Raw genomic sequence first — 19,415 nt, 5'->3', positions numbered from 1 at the left:
GCCTTGTATCAATTAAACCCATAGTGCTAGGCCTGGTCATCTACGTCGCCGCGCAAAGAACGCAATCGCTCTATTACCCGTTGAGCCAGATCATCCGGCTTGAACTTGGCCAGAAAATCATCCGCGCCGACCTTCTTGACCATCGCTTGGTTAAACACCCCGGAGAGCGAGGTATGCAACATGATGTGCAGTTTATTCATGCGCGAATCGTTGCGCACTTCGGCGGTCAGAGTGTACCCATCCATTTCCGGCATCTCGATATCCGAGATCATCATCAGCAGCGACTTACTGACATCTTCACCTTGATCGGCCCGAGCCCTCAGCCAGTCCAGTGCCTGACGCCCGTCGTTCAGTGCCACGATCTCGACACCGATTTCCTGCAGGCAACGCGCCACCTGCTTGCGGGCAATCGATGAGTCGTCAACGATCAGAACCGTCCGGGCTACTGCATCCGCCTGGGATTCTGCATCAATAACGCCATCGGAAATCTTCTCGTTGGTCGGAACGACCTCTGCCAGCACCTTTTCCACGTCAATAATTTCGACCATCTGATTATCGACGCGAGTGACCGCTGTCAGATAATGCTCACGCCCCGTGCCCTTTGGCGGCGGGTGGATCTCGGACCAGTTCATGTTGACGATGCGCTCGACCGACCGCACCAGAAAACCCTGAACCTTATAGTTGTATTCGGTGATGATCACGAAAGCCGTTTCCAGATCATCCAGACCAGGCCCGCCGGTTGCACGATTCAAATCCAGAATCGGCAGGGTGCCGCCGCGAATGTGCGCTACACCTCTGACCACCGGATGCAGCTTCGGCATCGCAGTCAGGCGCGGGCATTGCAGCACTTCCTTCACCTTGAATACGTTGATGCCGTACAACTGATTACCGGCCAGCCTGAACAGCAGCAGTTCGAGTCGGTTCTGGCCTACCAACTGGGTTCGTTGGTTGACTGAATCCATCACACCAGCCATGGACTGCTCCTCTTGTTTGAATCGGGTGAAACGGCATGTTTCGTGCTAGTCCATCATCAGACGGCAGTAAACTGACGGACATCACCCAACTGTTTGTAGGTAATTGTATGCGTTTTATCACCGGGTGCGCGGTATTGGCGATATTTTTTTCCGCCAGCACACACGCCAACCCGCTCATTGATCAGCTTATCGGCGTCACCAACCAATATCTTGAGCGGGAAGTAAGCGAATATGCACGCTCGCTGGGCGGCGAACCTCGCCACGAAATTCGGCTCAGCCGGCTTGATGCACGCCTGCGCCTGCCGCTCTGTGCCGAGGACGCCCTCTCCGCCCAGCTCGAGAGCCCCGACGTCCCCATCGGCCGGGTAACCGTGCGCGTCACCTGCAACGGCCCGTCCCCTTGGAGACTCTTTGTGCCGGCACAGGTCAGCCTCTATCAGCACGTGGTGGTGAGTTCCCGGCCGCTGCAACGACGCGACGTAGTCAGCGCCCAGGACGTCCGCCTGGCTGAACGTGACACTGGCCTGCTGGGCAACAACTACCTGCTGGACCCGGCCCAGGCCATCGGCATGCAGCTGAAGCGAAACGTCAACGCAGACACCGTGCTGGGGCATACACAGCTGGAACGGAACCGGTTGGTCCAGCGCGGCGACAAGGTTGTGATCAGCGCCGGCAACGCCAGCGTCGACGTCCGCATGCCGGGCGAAGCCCTGGAAGATGGTACACTTGGCGCGCAAATCCGGGTCCGCAATACCCGCTCCAACAGGGTAGTCCGGGCCAGAGTCACCGGCCCTGGACAGGTCGAAGTTGGAATGTGATGATGCACTCAGGAGTGCTTTACCCGTTGCTAAACGCAGCCATTCACCCCGTGACGATCTTCACACTATTTTTTCCTAAAGTTTTCCTTCCAGCTGCCGTTAAAGCAGCTAGAGAAGATTTTACAGTTTGAGGAATTCATCATGGTCATCGACTTCAACTCGCCCAACGGCCCGAACGGTGCCGGTCGCAGCAGCCAGACTACTGGCACCGCTGGCAAGCGCGAAGCCGGCTCGGTTGGCACTTCAGCCCCGCAGGCTGACGCAGCACAGACCAAACAGACCGAAAGCACTTCATCGGTAAACCTCAGCGCACAAGCTCAGCAACTGCAAGCAATCGAAGAAAAGCTGCGCGATCTGCCCGAGGTAGACAGCGAACGCGTCAACCAGATCAAGCAGTCTATCGCCGATGGCAGCTACAAGTCAGACAGCAGCCGCATTGCCGATAAGCTTCTGAGCTTCGAAAGCTGACAGCCAGTAGTCAGAAATGATCGCTGGCTGTACTCTTTGACTACTCCCCGCCCGGGACAGCTACAGTCAGGAGACACGCCATGCACGCTTTGCAAGAACGCTTCCAATCGGCTGAACACGACTGCCGGCAGTATCTGAACCTGCTGGATCAGGAACGCGACGCACTGGCAAAACAGGACGTGGAAGCACTGGAGCAGCTTTTGGAACAAAAGCGCCCCCTTACCGATGCTCTGATAACTCACGACCAGCAAATCCAGCGCTACTGCCAAGCCAACCAGATCTCCCCAGAGGGGTTGGGCGAGCATATCGCCCAGAGTGGCGACGCCACCCTAGAGCACCAGTATCAGCAATTTCTTGCCGCCCTGGCAGAATGCAAACAAGCCAACGAGCACAACGCCCGCCTGGTCCACCACAGCCAGCACAGCACCCGCACGATACTCGACCTGCTGCGCAATCAGGGCGAACCCAGCAGCGGCATCTACGACCAGCTTGGCAATCGAAGCCGATCCGGCATCACTCGCGACCTCAGCAAAGCCTGATCACAAATATCATTGCGACCAACGTCGCGGTATAGTTACGCCTGCTATTACGAACTATAACGAGAAGCTGACGTGTCCAACCTATTCTCACAAGAAACTGGTCCCCAGCCACCCAGAGAAGTACGCGCCCCGGTCGAAATCCTGTCCCTGTTACGGACTCTGATGCAGGCACGTGACACTCTGACTGTTACGTTTACCGACCGCTCACAGAAATTTCAAAGTTTCATTGTCAATCTGGATTCCGACAAGGGCGCTATCTGGATTGACGAACTGATACCCCGCGAAGGCGACCGCTACGCCAATCAGGGCGAGTCGTTCCGAATAGACGCCTGGCATGAAGGCATTCACATGCGCTGGAACTGTCCCGGGGCGAGCCAGGTCATGCTGGATGACGCTCCTGCATACGCCATCCCACTGCCAGCAGAGTTGATTTATCATCAGAAACGCGGCGCCTTTCGAGCCAGCGTGCGCCGCACCGCTGACATTGCAGTGGAAATGGTCCACCCAGAACGGGACCGGCGCTTTACCTGCTACCTGATGGATCTGTCCGCAACCGGCTGCAAGGTGCGCCTGGAGGGCGACCAGAGCAAGTCGCTGAAGCCAGGAGAAGAGTACCCAAACAGCGTGCTGCACCTACCCGATATGGGACGTGTCGAGGTCAACGTAGAGGTGCGCCACGTGGTCTTTCGTGAGGACGCCAACGAAACCCACCTTGGCCTGATGTTCAAGCTTCAATCAGCACAAGCGCAGCGGAGCATCGACCGTTTCGTCAACCAGCTGCAGCGCGAAGCACGCCGACTCGAGAAGGAAGACCTGTTCTAACCCGGTCTATGCTCTTCCTGATCCGCATCCGCATATCCATCCTCAGCAGGCTGCTCTTCCGGCGGTAGCTCATCCTGCATCTGCTCAATCACGGCGCTCTCCTCTACCCGCGGGTCAATCGCCGCGGCAAGCGGCGAGCTGGCGAGGTTACCGGCCGCAGGCATGAACTGCAGAGGCGCCTCCTCGACGAGATTATCCCCTGTGACCATCGCCGTGCGCACTCGGAAGACCAAAATGGCGCTGCATGCAGCCATGAAGATATAGAGCATGTTGGGGCCAAGCCACTTCATCAGCCCTGAGCTGATCAGCGGGCCAACACTCGCCCCCAGGCCGAAGGTAACCAGCAGCATGGCAGAGAGGGGGACTCGATCATCCGGCTCGACGTGATCGTTCGCCAGCGCAACCGCCATGGGATAGAGAGTGAACACCATCAGCCCGAAAATTGCCGTCAGAAAGATGAGCCCGCCGCTGGGTATCAGCCCAATGGCCATCACCACGGATACTGCCGTCAACACCATCGCATTTATTTGGATCAGCTGACTGCGGTCAACCCGATCCGACAGCCACCCGGCCGGCCATTGTGCGGCAAGCCCTGCACAGATAGTTACCGCCATAAACATACCGATCTCGGAGGTTGGCAACCCCATTGATCTGGCAAAGACCGGTGCCATCCCGTAAAACGCCCCCATCATCAAGCCCGCCACACCAATGGTGGTTAGCGCCTGAGGGATGCGCTGGAAGAACATCCGAGCCTTTAGCGGCGCAGGACGCATTGGTGCCGGGTGAATCTGACGGGTCGTCGCTACCGGCACCAAACACAACGAAAAACACATGGCGACGTATAGCAGGTGATCCAGCGACAACTCCGGCTTGAAGGCGAATACAACCTGGCCCAGCACCAACCCCAGATAGGTCACCACCATGTAGCTGGCAAAGACCATGCCCCGCTGATGCGACTCGGACTGCTCGTTCAGCCAGCTCTCAAGCACCATGAACTGACACATCATGGCCATACCGACCAGCACGCGCAGCCCAAGCCACGCCAGCACGTTGTCAAACAGCGCATGACACAGAACAGAGGCCGTTACCAGACCCGCACTGGCTACAAACGCACGAATATGCCCGACTCTGGAGATCAATCGGTGACCGACCGAAGCTCCCATGACCAGACCGCCGTAGTAGCCTGTCATCAACAGACCAATCCAAAGCTCACTTACCCCGTTCGCCGCCAGCTGAAGACCCAGGTAGGTGCTCAACAAACCACTGCCCAACAGCATCAGCAAGGTAGCGAAGTACAACGAGGAAAAAGCAGTTAATGCGCGAGACATTCAGACTCCCGTTACAATCCTTGGCGGTAGCTAACCGACGATAACGCCAGCTAATGACAGAACAGTCGACACGTCAACAAGCGAAGCGTTCCTGCCTCCCCGGACCAGGCCGAGATTGACCGCGTCGAAGTGCGGCCCTGAGAGATGGTGCGCGAGCCCGGATTCGAACCGGGGACCTACCGCTTAGGAGGCGGTTGCTCTATCCAGCTGAGCTACAAGCGCAAATACGACACGGGTAACCAGTCAACCCGCTGAATTTCCTTGGAAGACCCGAATCTTACCCGAAGCCTGAAGCGAATTTCCACCGATGCGACGATAACGGCAGAACAATAGCAAAACGCCATTCGTCGTAAACCCGTCACATTTTGGAGACATTTTTTTGTCACCCTATGGCATGAAACACAAAAAACAGGTCTACTAGGGCACTAACAGTGTAAACACTGTCTAAACATTAGATATCCCAGATGTTTAGACAGTCTCATGGCCCTGGCCGCCCCACCGCACCGCTCCGCGGCACTTGGTCAGCATCGATTTTTTCAGCCAAGCGATTATTATTGCCCCATGAAAACAGCTACCCAACACTACACCAGCCGAACTGCTGACAAATTTGTGGTTCGTCTGCCCCAGGGGATGCGCGACCGCATCGCTGATGTTGCCAAGCAACACCACCGCAGCATGAACTCAGAGATCATCGCACGGCTGGAGCACAGCCTGCTGGATCTACCGACGCTGCCAGAGCAAAACCAGCCCTCTCGCAAGATGCTCAATGCCCAGGATGGCGAGGGTCTGAGCAGTCCTGAACGAGAACTACTGGTTCGCTTCCGCGACATGAGCCGACGCCAGCAAAACGCCCTTCTTGCACTGCTGGCCAACGAACAGGCCTAAACCGAAAACTGCATTTTGGCAGCGGCATGCAACAACTAGCCAAGTGCATAGACACAAAAAACCCGCTCAGTGAGCGGGTTTTTTGTTGGCTGGCGATCAGCCCACGAAGTTGAGCAGAATACCTGCCGCCACCGCGGAGCCGATTACACCCGCCAGGTTCGGACCCATCGCATGCATCAACAGGAAGTTGTGCGGATTGGTTTCCAGCCCGACTCGGTTGGATACGCGAGCAGCCATCGGCACTGCAGATACACCGGCAGAACCAATCAACGGATTGATCGGATTCTTGCTGAACAGGTTCAGCAACTTCGCCATCAGGACACCGGCAGCAGTACCAGCACAGAACGCCAGCATGCCGAGCACCAGAATACCGAGCGTCTTAAGCTGCAGGAACGAGTCTGCTGACAGCTTGGAGCCTACAGCCAGACCCAGACCGATGGTCACAATGTTAATCAGCGCATTACGGGTGGTGTCAGCCAGACGCTCAACCACGCCGGATTCGCGCATCAGGTTACCGAAGCACAGCATACCGACCAACGGCGCCGCATCGGGCAACAGCAGGGCAACCAGCATCAGCAGCAGCAGCGGGAAGATGATCTTCTCGGCCTTGCTGACAACACGCAGCTGGGTCATGACGATGCCACGCTCCTTCTGGTTGGTCAGCGCCCGCATGATCGGCGGCTGCAGCAGAGGTACCAACGCCATATAGGAGTAAGCAGCCACGGCAATTGGTCCCAGCAGATCCGGTGCCAGCTTGGAGGTCACGAAAATGGAGGTAGGACCGTCCGCACCACCGATGATGGCAATGGATGCCGCCTCTTTCATGCTGAACTCGAAGCCCGGAATACCTGCCGCAGTGAGCGCCAGCGCGCCCAGCAGCGTACCGAAGATACCAAACTGCGCAGCGGCACCAAGCAGCAGCGTGCGCGGGTTGGCCAGCATCGGACCGAAGTCGGTCATCGCACCTACGCCCATAAAGATCAGCAGCGGGAACACGCTGGTCGGCAGACCAACTTCGTAGATCAGGTGCAAAATACCCGTTCCGTGAGCCATATCGGCCACCGGCAGGTTAGCCAAAATACCGCCGAAGCCGATCGGAATCAGCAGCAGCGGCTCAAAGCCCTTGCGAATCGCCAGGTAGATCAAACCAAAGCACACAACAATCATCACTGCCTGGCCCCAGGCCATGTGATAGATACCCGTGGTGTGCCACAGCTGGAGGAGCTTATCCATTAGTCTCCCCCTTAGCCGATGGTCAGCAGCGTGTCGCCGACGGCTACCGCGTCGCCAACCTTGACGTCAACAGAGACCACACTGCCACCGCGGACGGCGCGCACTTCGGTTTCCATCTTCATCGCCTCGAGAATCATCACCACTTCACCCTCTTCGATCTGATCGCCCGGAGCAACCAGCACCTTGAAGATGTTGCCAGACAGTGGCGCCCCCTGCGGCTCACCGTCGCCGGCCGGTGCAGCACTGGCCGCAGCAGGCGCTGCTGCATCACCCAGCGGCTTAATACCGGAGATGTCACCGCCCTCGGAGACCTGTACAACGTACTCCTTGCCGTTAACACTGACGGTGTAGGCTTCTGGGCCTGCCGCCTTGGCGCCCGCCGGCAGCTCGTTACCAGTCGGCACCGGTTCGAACGCATCCGGGTTGCCGCGATTTTCCAGGAACTTGAGACCGATCTGCGGGAACAGTGCATAGGTCAGAACGTCGTCGATTTCGTTCTCGGCGAGTTTGATACCCTTCTCACCAGCCAGCCCCTTGAGCTCGGCAGTGAGCTTATCCATTTCCGCTTCCAGCAGGTCTGCCGGACGGCAGGTGATAGCTTCAGCACCGTCGAGAACACGCGCCTGCAGCTCAGCATTGAACGGCGCCGGCGCTGCGCCGTACTCACCCTTGAGCACACCTGCAGTTTCCTTGGTGATGGACTTGTAACGCTCGCCAGTCAGCACGTTAATCACCGCTTGGGTACCGACAATTTGCGAGGTCGGCGTTACCAGCGGAATGAAACCCAGATCTTCACGCACACGCGGAATCTCAGCCAGAACGGCGTCAAACTTGTCGCTTGCGCCCTGCTCTTTCAGCTGGTTTTCCATGTTGGTCAGCATGCCACCCGGCACCTGAGCAACCAGAATGCGCGAATCCACGCCCTTGAGGTTGCCTTCAAATTTGGCGTACTTCTTCCGCACTTCACGGAAGTAGGCAGCCACTTCTTCCAGCAGCTCCAGATTCAGACCGGTATCGCGCTCGGTATTCTGGAAGATCGCAACCACGGACTCGGTCGGAGAATGACCGTAGGTCATGGACATGGACGAGATAGCGGAGTCGACGTTGTCGATGCCCGCCTCAGCTGCTTTCATGATCGCGGCAGTCGACAGACCGGCAGTGGCGTGGCACTGCATGTGAACCGGAATGCTCAAGGTGGACTTGAGCTGGCTGACCAGGTCAAACGCGACATACGGGTTCAGAATGCCGGCCATGTCCTTGATGGCAATGGAGTCGGCCCCCATGTCTTCGATCTGCTTGGCCAGATCGACCCACATCTGCAGGGTATGCACCGGGCTGGTGGTGTAAGAGATGGTGCCCTGCGCGTGTTTGCCTTGGTTCTTGACGGCTTTGAGCGCCGTCTCCAGGTTGCGCGGGTCATTCATCGCATCAAATACACGGAACACGTCGACGCCGTTGACGGCAGCGCGTTCAACAAACTTCTCGACTACGTCGTCAGCATAGTGACGGTAGCCCAGCAGGTTCTGGCCGCGCAGCAGCATTTGCTGACGGGTATTGGGCATCGCCTTTTTCAGTGCGCGAATACGCTCCCACGGATCTTCGCCCAGATAACGGATACAAGCATCAAAGGTCGCCCCGCCCCAGGATTCAACGGACCAGAAGCCTACCTGGTCGAGCTTGCCAGCGATGGGCAGCATGTCATCGAGGCGCATACGGGTCGCCAGGATGGATTGGTGTGCATCACGCAGGATGACATCAGTAATGCCCAAAGGCTTTTTGGTATCGGTCATAGTGTCATGGCCTTTATTTGATTTTTAATGGTGAAAACCGCGAAACGGATGAATCAGGAGCGTTGACGCGCACGGTGTTGCTTGATGGCAGCACCAATGGCGGCGACCACATCGGGGTCTACACTGGCTGGAGCAGCGCCCGCCTTTTTGCGCACCGGCTTCGGCGCGGGCAAGGCTTCAGGGAAATAACGTGACAGGATGAACGACATGATGCTGGTACAGGCGACCAGCAGAACAAGGAAGCTAAATACGGCCCCCATCCCGAGGAGCATCAGCTCAACGCCTTCAAGAACCAGGTTATTAGAATCCATTTTCTCTCCCGCAACTCTGGGCATGGTTAATCCATGCTGCTTATATAGCTGGCAAAACATCAGTGGGTGCTTGGCAGATCAGCCTGTCTGCCGACAGACCTCCCACACGAAAAAACGGCCTAATGTATCCTGATGTGACATTTTAGGCAATCAAAGCGACACCCGACTGGCGAGAAAGACGGCAGTGCTAAAGCAGGAAAATAGTGGCAAGACCGAGGAAGATAAAGAAGCCGCCACTGTCTGTGATCGCGGTAATCAGCACGCTGGAGCCCAGCGCCGGGTCCCCTCCCAAGCGCAGCCTTATAAGAGGAATGAATACCCCCATACAAGCCGCCAGCAGCATATTCAGCGTCATTGCGGCCATCAACACCACCGCCAACGGGAGACTGCCATACAACAGCAAGGCAATCGCAGCCAGGACCACACCCCAGAACACACCGTTGATCAGGGCTACGCCGGCTTCCTTACGCAACAGGCGACGCCCGTGTGCAACTTGCACCTGGCCGGTGGCAATCCCGCGCACGATCATGGTGATGGTCTGATTACCCGAGTTGCCACCAATGCCCGCCACGATTGGCATCAGCGCAGCGAGAGCAACCAATTGTTCAATGGCGTTTTCGAACAGGCCAATCACACGCGAGGCAATCAGCGCAGTACAGAGGTTTACCGCCAGCCAAGCCCAGCGGTTGCGGACCGACTTCCAGACCGATGCAAAGATATCTTCCTCTTCGCGCAGACCTGCAGCATTGAGCACCTCCGCCTCACTCTCTTCACGGATGTAATCGACCATCTCATCAATGGTCAAACGACCACAAAGCCGACCGAGATTATCGACCACCGGCGCCGAGACAAGGTCATAGCGCTCGAACGCTTGCGCCGCGTCACCGGCATCATCGGCCGGGTCAAAGATCACCGGATCGTCCGACATGACATCCGCGACCAACGCATCAGGCGAACTGACCAACAGCTTCTTGATCGGCAAAACCCCTTTCAGCAAGCCCTCGGTATCGACCACGAACAGCTTGTCCGTGTGGTCCGGCAGCGCATCGAAACGGCGCAGGTAGCGACTCACAACCTCCAGGCTGACATCATCACGAATGGTCAGCATGTCGAAGTCCATCAGCGCGCCGACCTGATCCTCGTCGTAGGACAACGCCGACTTCAGGCGATCACGCTGCTGGGCATCCAGACTGTCCATCAGCTCGCGCACGACATCGCGCGGCAGATCGGGAGCCAGATCCGCCAGTTCATCAGCATCAAGGGTGTTGGCAGCCGCGATAATCTCGTGGCTGTCCATGTCGGCAATCAGGGTTTCACGAACCGCGTCAGAAACTTCAAGCAGGATATCGCCGTCTCGTTCGGCCTTGACCAACTGCCAGACGGCAAGCCGCTCATCCAGAGGCAAGGATTCGAGAATGTAGGCGACGTCTGCCGGGTGCAACTCATCCAGCTTGCGCTGCAGTTCAACCAGGTTCTGCTGATGCACTAGGTGCTCGACCAGCTCCTGATGCTGCCCCTCTTGCTTGTGCACCAGATCTTCCACCAGCCGATGCCGACTCAACAGGTCCTGCACCTGCTCCAGACGATCCTGCAGGCTTTCCGGCGATTTTCTGTTGAGATCCGACATGGCAAGGCTTCCTGACCCACCCCGGCGCGGGGTGTTTACCAATCGACGCCTCCCATGGACTGGAGGCCACAACGACTTGCCGAACAAGCCTATCAGGCTTTGCACGACAGCTCAGCTCTAGTTTCGTTACGGCAAAAAAAAACCACTGAAATCAGTGGTTTTCTTGTATGGCGCACTCGGGAGGATTCGAACCTCCGACCGCTCGGTTCGTAGCCGAGTACTCTATCCAGCTGAGCTACGAGTGCGTTAAGGGTGCGCATTATAAGCGCTTTTCTCGCGTTGTCATCAGTCTTGACCGGTGACAGAAAAAACCACTGATTTCAGTGATTTTTTATATGGCGCACTCGGGAGGATTCGAACCTCCGACCGCTCGGTTCGTAGCCGAGTACTCTATCCAGCTGAGCTACGAGTGCGTTGTGGGGGCGCATTATACCCATTTTTCTCGCCGTGTCATCAAGCATCAGCTTTTCGAAGACGAAAAAAAACCCACTGAAATCAGTGGGTTCTCTATATGGCGCACTCGGGAGGATTCGAACCTCCGACCGCTCGGTTCGTAGCCGAGTACTCTATCCAGCTGAGCTACGAGTGCGTGTGGGGGCGAATTATAGGCTCTTTTGCTGCTTCGTCAAATGTTTTTCTTTTAAATTCAGAAACTAACGTTTGACACAACCTATAAATCTGAAAATGGCGGAGAGGGCGGGATTCGAACCCGCGATACCCTTTTGAGGTATACTCCCTTAGCAGGGGAGCGCCTTCGGCCTCTCGGCCACCTCTCCGAACACGCGGGGAATATTACCCGCGCAATTTTATTATTGCAACGAAAAACTCAATAAAATTAGTTATTTGGTTCTTCGTCCTTTTCCTTCTGGATACGCTGGTAAATTTCCTCGCGGTGAACCGCGACTTCTTTGGGCGCGTTCACGCCTATACGAACCTGGTTGCCTTTGACACCCAGAACAGTCACGGTCACTTCATCACCTACCATCAGGGTCTCACCGACCCGTCGAGTCAGAATCAGCATTCCATTTCTCCTTGCTAATGATCAGGACACAGCTCTGCAAAAAACCGGCTAGAAGCCTGACGAGCCACTTCGGTGACAGCGCAGGCGGACACGGCAGCCAGAGACCGTGCCCTTGGGGCGGATCGCATCAAGCGCTCCGCCAACCCTCGGTAATGCCTGTCAGGCATCGCTGGCGGCAGGCGCATCCAACCCAAACGCGGTATGCAGCGTACGCACCGCCAACTCCAGATACTTCTCGTCGATAACCACCGACACCTTGATTTCTGAGGTCGAGATCATCTGAATGTTGATCCCTTCCTTCGCCAGCGCCTCAAACATGCTGCTGGCGACACCGGCGTGGGAGCGCATACCCACACCAACGATGGAGACCTTGGCAATCTTGTCGTCTGCCGCCACTTCGCGCGCACCGATATCGGCCGCTACCTGCTTAAGAATAGACTCTGCTTTGCGGAATTCATTGCGATGTACAGTAAACGTAAAGTCGGTGGTGTTATCCATCGACACGTTCTGCACGATCATATCGACTTCAATGTTCGCCGCACTCACCGGGCCGAGAATCTTGAACGCCACGCCGGGAGTGTCCGGCACGCCGCGGATAGTCAGTTTGGCCTCATCACGATTGAACGCGATACCGGAAATGACGGGTTGTTCCATTGATACGTTGTCCTCAAGGGTAATAAGGGTGCCTGGGCCTTCTTTAAAACTGTGCAGCACACGCAAAGGCACGGAGTATTTGCCAGCAAACTCGACCGAGCGGATTTGCAGCACCTTCGAGCCTAGGCTCGCCATTTCCAGCATTTCTTCGAAGGTGATACGGTCCAACCGCTGAGCACGCTCAACAACGCGCGGGTCGGTAGTGTAGACACCGTCGACGTCAGTATAGATCTGACATTCATCAGCCTTCAGCGCCGCCGCCAAGGCTACCCCGGTAGTATCAGAGCCGCCACGACCCAATGTAGTAATCGCGCCAGTCTCATCTGCACCCTGGAAGCCGGCAACGATGACAACGCGACCCGCTGCCAGCTCGCGGCGCATGCGCTCGTCATCAATCTGCTGGATGCGCGCCTTGCCGTGCGCGCTGTCTGTCAGAATACGCACCTGCGGGCCGGTCATCGAGACCGCCTCAACACCGATCGACTTCAGCGCCATGGCGAGCAGACCAATGGTGACCTGCTCGCCGGTGGAGACGATGACGTCCATCTCGCGCGGATCCGGATCAGCCTGAATCTGTTTAGCCAGATCGATCAGACGATTGGTTTCACCGCTCATGGCGGATACCACCACAACCAGATCGTCGCCACGCTCCTTGAAGCCCTTGATTTTCTCGGCGACCTGCTGGATTCGCTCCACGCTGCCGACCGAGGTACCACCAAACTTCTGGACAATAAGCGCCATTTTGCTACGTCTATCCTCACCCAGAGGCCGGTTCCCCGACCATTGCATCAGCGCTCAGCCGAGCGCTGCCCTTATTGCTGACCGACCCAGCTGACCGCATCGGCGAGGGCCTGGTCCAGTGCCGCAACATCAGTGCCGCCGCCCTGCGCCATGTCCGGGCGCCCACCGCCCTTGCCGCCAACCGCCTGGGCCGTGGTACGAATCCAGTCACCGGCTTTGAGCTGGCCGGTCAGATCCTTGGTTACGCCAGCGACCAACACAACCTTGCCGTCACTCTCGCCACCCAGCAGGATCGCCGCAGAGCCCAACTTGTTCTTCAACTGATCTACCAGCGTCATCAGGCCCTTACCGTCCTGACCATCAACCCGCTGTACCAGCACCGTGCGACCGCCAACCTGTTGCGCTGCGGCTGCCAGATCCGAACCTGCTGCGCTGGCAGCCTTGGCCTTGAGCTGCTCAACTTCCTTTTCCAGCTGGCGACTGCGCTCTACCAGCGCTGCCAGCTTGTCGAGTACGTTGTCACGGCCGCCTTTGACGGTAGCAGCTGCCTCACGCAAACGCTCCTCGGTCTCGTTAACCCAAGCCAGTGCGCCAGCGCCGGTAACCGCTTCGATGCGACGCACGCCGGAAGCAATGCCGCTTTCTGCGGTGATCTTGAACAAACCGATATCGCCAGTCCGCGACACGTGGGTGCCACCGCACAGCTCGACAGAGAAGCCGTTACCCATGGTGAGCACACGCACTTCATCGCCGTATTTTTCACCAAACAGGGCCATGGCGCCCTTGGCCTTGGCCGATTCAATATCAGTGACTTCCACGCCAACCGCCGAGTTCAGACGAATCTGCTCGTTGACCCGGTCTTCCAGAACGCGCAGCTGCTCGGGCTTGATCGCCTCATAGTGGCTGAAGTCAAAGCGCAGACGCTGACTGTCGACCAACGATCCTTTCTGCTGAACGTGATCACCTAGCACCTCGCGCAGCGCGGCATGCAACAGATGGGTTGCCGAGTGGTTCAGCGCGGTGGCCTGACGCACACCAGCGTCAACCTTGGCCTGCAGTGCTTCGCCAGCACGCAGAGTGCCTTGCTGAACGATGACATGGTGCAGATGTGCATTACCCGCCTTGGTGGTATCCGACACCTCAGCGCGCAGGCCGGAGGCCGACAGGTAACCGGTGTCACCAACCTGACCACCAGATTCAGCGTAAAACGGGGTCTGATCGAGCACGACCACACCCTTGTCGCCTTCGTTCAGCACCTCGACCGGCTCGCCGTCGCGGAACAGCGCAACAACGGTGCCCTGCCCTTCCGTCCCGTCGTAACCCTGGAAGCGGGTTTCGATATCGACTTTCACCAAGGCGTTGTAATCCAGACCGAACTGACTGGCGGAGCGGGCGCGCTCACGCTGCGCTTCCATCGCCGCCTCAAAGCCGGCCTCATCAATGGTCAGATCGCGTTCACGGGCGATATCACCGGTCAGGTCAACCGGGAAGCCGTAGGTGTCGTACAGCTTGAACACAACTTCGCCGGGGATTTCGCTGCCCTTCAGCTCGGCCAGATCCTGCTCAAGGATCCGCAGCCCCTGATCCAGCGTCTTGGCGAACTGCTCTTCTTCGGTCTTCAGCACACGCTCGATATGGGCCTGCTGCGCCTTGAGTTCAGGGAACGCGTCACCCATCTCGGCAACCAGTGCTGCCACGATCTTGTGGAAGAACACACCCTTCGCGCCCAGCTTGTTGCCGTGACGGCAGGCGCGACGAATGATGCGGCGCAGCACGTAGCCGCGGCCTTCGTTGGACGGCAGTACGCCGTCGGCAATCAGAAAGCTGCAGGAACGAATATGGTCTGCGACCACTTTCAGCGAGGCGGCGTTGTCCTGCGGGCAACCAATGGCTTCGGCCGCAGCAGCCAGCAGGTTCTGGAACAGATCGATCTCATAGTTGGCGTGCACGTGCTGCATGACCGCACTGATGCGCTCCAGCCCCATGCCGGTGTCAACGCTCGGCGCAGGCAGCGGATGCATCTCGCCATCAGCAGTGCGATTGAACTGCATGAAGACGTTATTCCAGATTTCGATATAACGATCACCGTCCTCTTCCGGCGAGCCCGGCGGGCCACCCCAGATGTCGGCGCCATGATCGTAGAAAATTTCAGTGCAGGGACCACAAGGACCCGTGTCGCCCATCGCCCAGAAGTTGTCCGACGCGTAGGGCGCGCCCTTGTTGTCACCAATCCGCACCATGCGCTCAGCCGGCATACCGACTTCCTTGGTCCAGATATCGTAAGCTTCGTCGTCGCTGGCGTAGACCGTGACCCAGAGTTTTTCCTGCGGCAGGTTCAGCCACTTGTCCGAGGTCAGAAACTCCCAGGCGTAATGAATGGCATCACGCTTGAAGTAATCGCCAAAGCTGAAGTTGCCCAGCATTTCAAAGAAGGTGTGGTGACGCGCGGTGTAACCGACGTTCTCCAGATCGTTGTGCTTGCCGCCGGCACGCACACACTTTTGGCTGCTGGTGGCGCGGGTATAGGCGCGCTTCTCCAGGCCAAGGAAGCAGTCCTTGAACTGGTTCATGCCTGCATTGGTAAACAGCAACGTGGGGTCGTTTGCCGGGATCAGCGAGCTGGAGGCAACGCGGGTGTGGCCCTTTTCTTCAAAGAAACGGAGGAAGGATTCACGGATTTCTGCGCTTTTCATAATTCCCTTACCAGAGACGGGTCGGCCAGCTGAACGTCGGGAGCATGTCGCGATCTGCGCCGCGTGGAGAAGTTGCCCCGAAAAGAGCGCGCAATCTGGCAAAGAGCCGCATTATATAAGCATCAGAGCGCACTATGCATTATCTGCTCCGTTGATATTAACTATGGCAACCATAGTTTCAGACCGGCACAGACGCCAACAGGTTCAGTGCAAGTGCATGCAAGGGCAACGCAAGCCGATTCAACTGGTCAGCGAAACGGCTCTGACCAAGGTGCCAGCACGCAATTTCAGCCGTTCTGCAGACTCGGCAGCCACCACCAGGGTGCCAGCAGCAACCCGAGCTGGCGCAGAAATCATCCGACAGTTTTCTCGGCCACGGTTGGAAATAAGATAAGGCTGAGCCTCGTCACCCGGCGTGCCAATGGCCAGTAGCAGCGTTCGGCTGTCGCGGATCGCGCGAATCTGCCCCCGTTGCGCTTCCAGGGTGGCACCACCGTCGAAGATATCGATATAGCCCTGATAACGCATCCCCTCCTCTTCCAACACCAGTCGCCCGGCCTCGGAATCGGGGTGCACCTGCCCGATTGCATCACGTGCCGCCTGACTGAGGAAGCAGGCGTAGAGCGGGAATTTGGGCATCATCTCGGCAATAAAGGCCTTGTTGCCGATACCGGTAAGGTAGTCCGCACGGGCGAAATCCATACGGAAGAAGTGCTGTCCCAAGCTGTCCCAGAACGGTGAGCGCTCATCGGCATCGGAAACCCCGCGCATCTCAACCACCACCCGCTCGGAGAAATCCTGTGGCGCATCTGCCATGAGCATGAAGCGCGCCTTGGAAAGCAAACGCGGGAAGTCGCCGCAGCGAAATTCCGGCACCAGAAAGTAAGAACACAGCGCAGTGGCGCCAGTCAGGTCGTTGACCAGAAACAGGGTCGGATGCTGCCGATACACGCCCAGTTCGCTGCTGGCTGCGACTGTCAAACCCATCCGATAGCTGTACCAGGGTTCACGTAAACCGGCGGCACCCAACATGCCACTGGAACCAACGATGCGGCCATCCGGCGCTTCCATGACCAGCAGGTAGTCAGCATCAGCTTGCATCGCCGCGCCGGCAAAACTGCGCTCGATCTGAACCAGGCGCTCGTGCAACTTCTCTTCACTGGCCGGCAACGAGGTCAGACCACCGCCAGCACTGACCGCCAGCGCCACGAGCCCCTCAAGATCCTGCTGACAGGCTGCTCTTACCAGCATTTCAACCTCCCCTGACCAGGCGCAACTGATCGCCGGTCGACACCTTGAGCACCTGCGCCATCGCAGCGCTCAAGACCACCGGCTCACCCGGTTGCCAGCGCAGTTGCAAGGCGCAGGCACGAAAATCACACACCTTGGTATTAGCAACCAGCCACAGCGTGTCGCCCTCTTGCACCTCACCAACCTCAACGACCGCCAGCTCGCTGTAACGCACGGTACTGAGCAGCGCCGTCTTGGCATGCACGACCGGGCCGCCATCGAAGATGTCGACATAGTTGTCGGTCTCAAACCCTTCATCCATAAGGATGTCGAACACATCCTGTACTGACGGATTGACCTGACCAATCACCTCCTGCGCCTCATCGGACAGCATCGGCACGTAGATCGGGTAACCCGGCATCAGCTCCGCCAGATAGCCACGACCGCGTTCGCTGCCGATGCGCTCGGCCTCGGCATAGCTGACGGCGAAGAAGTGCCGACCGACCGCATCCCAAAACGGCGCATTGCCGTGCTCGTCACTGATACCAACCACCTCGACCGAGGTAGATTCAGCGAACCGTTGGGGGTGACTGGCCATGAACAGCAGACGGCCGCGCGCATTGAGCTGCATGACGTCTGGCTGGTGATACTGATCAGACAGGTGATAGCCGACTAGCAAACTGTGCCCCGTCAGGTCATGGCAGAGCGACAGAACGTGAATACGGTTGTGCAACCCGAGTTCGCGGGAGGCATGCACAAACATTTCATTGCGAAAGGTGTAGAACGGGGAGCGAAAACCGGAGGCGGCGATAATGCCGCTGCAGCCGGCCAGGGTGCCGGTTTCGGTATCCTCCAGCACAAAGAAGTAACGCTCCTCGCCACTGAACACGACCTCTTCGGCCATGGACGCTTCGGATGCCGCCAGAATGTCGGCCAGGCGCTCACGACTGGCCGGCAGCGCGGTCACCCCAACCGGGCTGTCCGCCGCCAGGCGTTCAATCTGTGGCAGGTCCGCAGCCCTGCCCAAGCGCAGCATCAGCATCCATCTCCCCCTGTGGTCTAGCCGACCATCCGCCGCAGCGCAGCACGCAGACGCGTCATGCCCTCGGCGATATCCTCTTGCTCGATAATCAGGCTGGGCGCCAGTCGAACCACATCCGGCCCAGCCTGCAGCACCAACACACCCTCTTCCTGCGCCAGCGCCTGGACATCCTTCGCCCGGCCCTTGAACGCGTCGCTCATCACCGCACCCAGCAGCAACCCGCTACCGCGCACCGAGGAGAACACACCAAACTCGGCGCCCATCTGCTCAAGCTCGGCGCGAATGGTCTCATGACGCTGCTGCACGCCGTCCAGCACCGCCGGGGTGTTGACGATATCCAACACCCGCTCGGCCACCGCGCAGGCCAGCGGGTTGCCGCCATAGGTGCTACCGTGGGTGCCCACCGCAAAGTGATCGGCGATCGCAGCGGTAGTCAGCATCGCCGAGATCGGAAAACCGCCACCCAGACTCTTGGCACTGGTCAGGATGTCGGGCACCACGCCGCTGTGCATATAGGCGAACAGCTTGCCAGTGCGCCCCATACCGCTTTGTACCTCGTCAAACACCAGCAGTGCGTTGTGTTTGTTACACAGCGCACGTACAGCCTGCAGATATTCAGTGCTGGCCGGAATGACGCCACCTTCACCCTGAACCGGCTCCAGCACCACTGCACAGGTGTCATCCGAGATGGCAGCTTCCAGCGCGGCGATGTCCTGATACGGGACATGGCTGATACCGCCCATGGCCGGACCAAACCCTTCGGAATACTTGGGCTGACCACCGACGCTGACGGTAAACAGTGAGCGGCCATGGAAGCTGTTGGTACAGGCGATAATCTGGTGCTTCTGCGCACCACAGGTGTTGTGACCCCAGCGGCGTGCCAGCTTGAATGCCGCTTCGTTTGCCTCTGCACCCGAGTTGGCAAAGAAGACACGCTCAGCAAACGTAGCCTGCACCAGTTTGTCAGCCAGGCGCAGCGCAGGCTCGTTGGTCATGATATTGGAAACATGCCACAGCTTGTGCGCCTGCTCGGTCAGCGCCTCGACCATCGCCGGGTGCGCATGCCCCAGCGCGTTGACCGCGATGCCGCCAGCCAGATCGACGTATTCTCGGTCCTGTTGATCCCACAGGCGCGACCCTGCGCCGCGTACCGGAACCATGTTTACCGGCGCGTAATTGGGAACCATCACCCGATCAAAATCGGACCGACCGACCGTTGCTGACACTGTCATCTCCTTT

General features: G+C 58.1%; 16 protein-coding genes, 5 tRNA genes and 1 pseudogene. 5 read left to right on the top strand and 17 right to left on the bottom strand.

The annotated features are described in order from the left end of the window. Positions 1-26: 26 nt before the first annotated feature. Positions 27-974, bottom strand: a complete 948-nt coding sequence (locus ACKPCU_RS08645) for a chemotaxis protein CheV (protein WP_104739778.1) — start codon at positions 972-974, stop codon at positions 27-29. A gap of 107 nt (positions 975-1,081) precedes the next feature. On the opposite strand from ACKPCU_RS08645, the gene flgA reads away from it, so the two are divergent. From flgA to ACKPCU_RS08625, 4 genes are all read left to right on the top strand, one after another. Continuing rightward, positions 1,082-1,792 carry a flagellar basal body P-ring formation chaperone FlgA gene (gene flgA, locus ACKPCU_RS08640; RefSeq protein WP_321351439.1) on the top strand — a complete coding sequence of 237 codons (711 nt, stop codon included), beginning with the start codon at positions 1,082-1,084 and terminating at the stop codon, positions 1,790-1,792. Positions 1,793-1,933: 141 nt separating this feature from the next. Continuing rightward, positions 1,934-2,260 carry a flagellar biosynthesis anti-sigma factor FlgM gene (gene flgM, locus ACKPCU_RS08635; protein ID WP_321351437.1) on the top strand — a complete coding sequence of 109 codons (327 nt, stop codon included), beginning with the start codon at positions 1,934-1,936 and terminating at the stop codon, positions 2,258-2,260. An 80-nt stretch (positions 2,261-2,340) separates the two neighbouring features. Beyond that, positions 2,341-2,799: a flagella synthesis protein FlgN gene (locus ACKPCU_RS08630; protein WP_104739781.1), complete on the top strand. Its 459-nt coding sequence runs from the start codon at positions 2,341-2,343 to the stop codon at positions 2,797-2,799. A gap of 162 nt (positions 2,800-2,961) precedes the next feature. Beyond that, the gene (locus tag ACKPCU_RS08625; protein WP_321351433.1) at positions 2,962-3,621 is read left to right on the top strand and encodes a flagellar brake protein; all 660 of its coding nucleotides are present in this window, start codon (positions 2,962-2,964) and stop codon (positions 3,619-3,621) included. Here the strand turns inward: ACKPCU_RS08625 and ACKPCU_RS08620 are convergent. Both ACKPCU_RS08620 and ACKPCU_RS08615 read right to left on the bottom strand, forming a co-directional pair. Then, positions 3,618-4,949 carry an MFS transporter gene (locus ACKPCU_RS08620; RefSeq protein ID WP_321351431.1) on the bottom strand — a complete coding sequence of 444 codons (1,332 nt, stop codon included), beginning with the start codon at positions 4,947-4,949 and terminating at the stop codon, positions 3,618-3,620. The genes ACKPCU_RS08625 and ACKPCU_RS08620 overlap by 4 nt on opposite strands. A 145-nt stretch (positions 4,950-5,094) precedes the next feature. Then, a tRNA-Arg gene (locus tag ACKPCU_RS08615) sits at positions 5,095-5,171 on the bottom strand. A 339-nt stretch (positions 5,172-5,510) separates the two neighbouring features. On the opposite strand from ACKPCU_RS08615, the pseudogene ACKPCU_RS08610 reads away from it, so the two are divergent. Further along, a pseudogene (locus tag ACKPCU_RS08610) lies at positions 5,511-5,664 on the top strand (Arc family DNA-binding protein); the annotation flags it as partial. A 266-nt stretch (positions 5,665-5,930) separates the two neighbouring features. Here ACKPCU_RS08610 and ACKPCU_RS08605 read toward each other — a convergent pair. From ACKPCU_RS08605 to ACKPCU_RS08540, 14 genes are all read right to left on the bottom strand, one after another. Then, entirely contained in the window at positions 5,931-7,067 is a 1,137-nt protein-coding gene (locus ACKPCU_RS08605; RefSeq protein ID WP_321351429.1) for a sodium ion-translocating decarboxylase subunit beta, read from the bottom strand. Between the two features lie 11 nt (positions 7,068-7,078). Beyond that, positions 7,079-8,857, bottom strand: a complete 1,779-nt coding sequence (gene oadA / locus ACKPCU_RS08600) for a sodium-extruding oxaloacetate decarboxylase subunit alpha (RefSeq protein ID WP_104737184.1) — start codon at positions 8,855-8,857, stop codon at positions 7,079-7,081. A 53-nt stretch (positions 8,858-8,910) separates the two neighbouring features. Next, entirely contained in the window at positions 8,911-9,168 is a 258-nt protein-coding gene (locus tag ACKPCU_RS08595; RefSeq protein ID WP_104737183.1) for an OadG family protein, read from the bottom strand. Positions 9,169-9,355: 187 nt separating this feature from the next. Continuing rightward, the gene (gene mgtE, locus ACKPCU_RS08590; protein WP_104737182.1) at positions 9,356-10,795 is read right to left on the bottom strand and encodes a magnesium transporter; all 1,440 of its coding nucleotides are present in this window, start codon (positions 10,793-10,795) and stop codon (positions 9,356-9,358) included. Between the two features lie 168 nt (positions 10,796-10,963). After that, positions 10,964-11,040: transfer RNA gene (locus tag ACKPCU_RS08585), tRNA-Arg, on the bottom strand. A 91-nt stretch (positions 11,041-11,131) separates the two neighbouring features. Further along, positions 11,132-11,208 (bottom strand) — tRNA-Arg (locus ACKPCU_RS08580). Between the two features lie 99 nt (positions 11,209-11,307). After that, a tRNA-Arg gene (locus ACKPCU_RS08575) sits at positions 11,308-11,384 on the bottom strand. Positions 11,385-11,480: 96 nt separating this feature from the next. Further along, positions 11,481-11,571, bottom strand: a tRNA-Ser gene (locus ACKPCU_RS08570). 59 nt (positions 11,572-11,630) lie between these two features. Then, positions 11,631-11,816, bottom strand: a complete 186-nt coding sequence (gene csrA / locus ACKPCU_RS08565) for a carbon storage regulator CsrA (protein ID WP_083724804.1) — start codon at positions 11,814-11,816, stop codon at positions 11,631-11,633. Positions 11,817-11,975: 159 nt separating this feature from the next. Further along, positions 11,976-13,211: an aspartate kinase gene (locus ACKPCU_RS08560; RefSeq protein ID WP_321351422.1), complete on the bottom strand. Its 1,236-nt coding sequence runs from the start codon at positions 13,209-13,211 to the stop codon at positions 11,976-11,978. A gap of 71 nt (positions 13,212-13,282) precedes the next feature. Continuing rightward, the gene (gene alaS, locus ACKPCU_RS08555; protein WP_321351420.1) at positions 13,283-15,904 is read right to left on the bottom strand and encodes an alanine--tRNA ligase; all 2,622 of its coding nucleotides are present in this window, start codon (positions 15,902-15,904) and stop codon (positions 13,283-13,285) included. 240 nt (positions 15,905-16,144) lie between these two features. Then, positions 16,145-17,155, bottom strand: coding sequence for an arginine N-succinyltransferase (gene astA, locus ACKPCU_RS08550; RefSeq protein WP_321351417.1), 1,011 nt, complete (start codon positions 17,153-17,155; stop codon positions 16,145-16,147). Position 17,156: 1 nt separating this feature from the next. Further along, complete coding sequence (locus tag ACKPCU_RS08545; protein ID WP_321351415.1) at positions 17,157-18,176, bottom strand: arginine N-succinyltransferase; 1,020 nt, start codon at positions 18,174-18,176, stop codon at positions 17,157-17,159. 17 nt (positions 18,177-18,193) lie between these two features. Continuing rightward, positions 18,194-19,363 carry an aspartate aminotransferase family protein gene (locus ACKPCU_RS08540; protein ID WP_407651851.1) on the bottom strand — a complete coding sequence of 390 codons (1,170 nt, stop codon included), beginning with the start codon at positions 19,361-19,363 and terminating at the stop codon, positions 18,194-18,196. Between the last annotated feature and the right edge of the window lie 52 nt (positions 19,364-19,415).

This window comes from Halopseudomonas oceani, assembly GCF_963677335.1.
Taxonomy (GTDB): domain Bacteria; phylum Pseudomonadota; class Gammaproteobacteria; order Pseudomonadales; family Pseudomonadaceae; genus Halopseudomonas; species Halopseudomonas oceani.
The sequence above is the reverse complement of the archived record's forward strand: the minus strand, read 5'-3'. Positions and strand labels throughout refer to the sequence as shown.